This is a genomic window from Streptomyces sp. NPDC005151, assembly GCF_053599875.1.
The window spans coordinates 1-1,719 of the sequence record NZ_JBSFYR010000241.1; the positions used below are offsets into that span (position 1 = coordinate 1).

A 1,719-nucleotide genomic window follows, 5' to 3' on the forward strand; every position below is an offset into this window, starting at 1 on the left:
GGGGGCGTCGATTAATTAATGGGGTGTGTTGCGTCATCCTGGCGTTGATGTTGCGTGCATGACATATGTGGCGAGTTGGCTGGGGTCGATGAGTCGGACGGGTAGTGGTTCTGTGTGGTGGCCGTGCTGCTGAAGCAGGGGGCGGACTTGCTTGATCAGGGCGCGGATCTGGTTCTCGCCGACCCGGAACAGATGGGCGGTCAGCGAGCAGGGTAGACCGCGCTGATCAAGGAGGGTGGCCCAGATTATGTTTTCCACGGCAAGCTTGCGGTGCTTGGGGCGCTGATCGGTGGGGAGCTGGTCGATCAACCTGCGCACGTCAGTGGTGAGTTGGTCGAGGTCATGGCGGGTCATTCCGGTCAGTACGGGGTGGGTTGCCATGGTGGTGTCGAAGGTGTGGGCGTGACGGGGGTGGGCCCGGCGGGTGGGTGGCTGGAGGGGCACGGCGGGGACGCCGGGCTGGGGCGGGATCGTGTAGTTCCACTCGCCGTGGAAGGTGTCGGGGTTGATGGTGAGTGCGGCGGCGTGCTGGGCGTCGATCTCGATACCGATGGGGTAGGCGCCCTCGTCCAGGCGGGCGTTCACGCTCAGCCCGGTATTCGTGGTGGTGGACGCGATGAGGCTGAGGGCGACTTCGTAGCTGGTCAGGGGGCGGGCCCGCCAGTTCATCGAGATGAACGAGAACAGACGATGCTCCACTTTGTTCCATTTCGACGTGCCGGGCGGCAGGTGGCACACACTGATCTCCAGGCCGGTCTCGGTGGCCAGGGCGGCGAGGTTCGCTTTCCATGCCCTGGCCCGGGAACTGTTGGAGCCGCCGCCATCGGCAGTGATCAACAGGCGGCGCGCGTTCGGGTAGGCGGCCTGCCCCTCCTCCTTCCACCAGCGGCGCAGGGCGGCCACTGCGAACGCGGCGGTGTCATGGTCGGTGCCCACCACTACGTAGCCGGTGTTGCGTCCGACGTCGTAGATGCCGTAGGGGATTGCGGTGCCGACCGCTTGGGAGGGGAAGTCGTGATCGAGGACCTTCACGGGCCTGCCGGGCGGGGCCCATTCCCGCCCGGCCTGCGCGAACAGCCCGATCTGTTCCTTCTTCTTGCTGTCCACGCTGATCACGGGGTCGCCGGCGTCGAGGAACTGGCGCACGGTGTCGTTGAGATGGCGGAACTGGGCATCGCGGTCCCGGTGCCCACTCCCGGCCAGGACCTTGGCGTTGCTCCGCAGGCTGAAGCCCGCCTCCTTCAACAATGCGGCGATCACGTCCCGACCCACCGTGCGGCCCTGGGCGGCGAGCTCGGTGGCCAGATGCCGCAGCGACTTCGTGGTCCAGGTCAACGGCCTTATCGGGTCACCTTGCGTGCTGTCCTCGACCAACGCCAGCAGTGCAGCTCGGAGCCCCGGGTCCTTCACCGTCAGCGCGGGACGCCCCGCGCCCCGCCGACGTACCCGGCCATCGGGCTCGGCATCGTCCTCCAACTCGACAAGTCCCCGGCTCACGCACCCCGTGGAGACCCCCGCAGCTGTGGCGACAGCCGCGATCCCACCATGTCCGAGTTGCCGCGCTTCCGCCGCATACAGCAGACGGCACTGCCGCTCGTTGAGATGCGGAGTCACCGCCTCGAACTTCGCCCGCAACGGACTGATCAACTCATCGAAACGACCCATACCACATCAACGAACCCAATCCCCGGAAGCAACCCATAAATTCGCGACGCCCCC

Annotated in this window: 1 protein-coding gene; it reads right to left on the bottom strand. The window is 66.4% G+C overall.

The features are described 5' to 3' along the window. Positions 1–33: 33 nt before the first annotated feature. Positions 34–1,665 (bottom strand): ISAzo13 family transposase, encoded by a 1,632-nt coding sequence (locus ACWD6R_RS40455; RefSeq protein WP_451823322.1) that lies wholly within the window; start codon positions 1,663–1,665, stop codon positions 34–36. Between the last annotated feature and the right edge of the window lie 54 nt (positions 1,666–1,719).

Excerpts from the sequence above, each read along its gene's own strand:
- ACWD6R_RS40455 (WP_451823322.1), bottom strand. The coding sequence starts at position 1,665 with ATGGGTCGTTTCGATGAGTTGATCAGTCCGTTGCGGGCGAAGTTCGAG.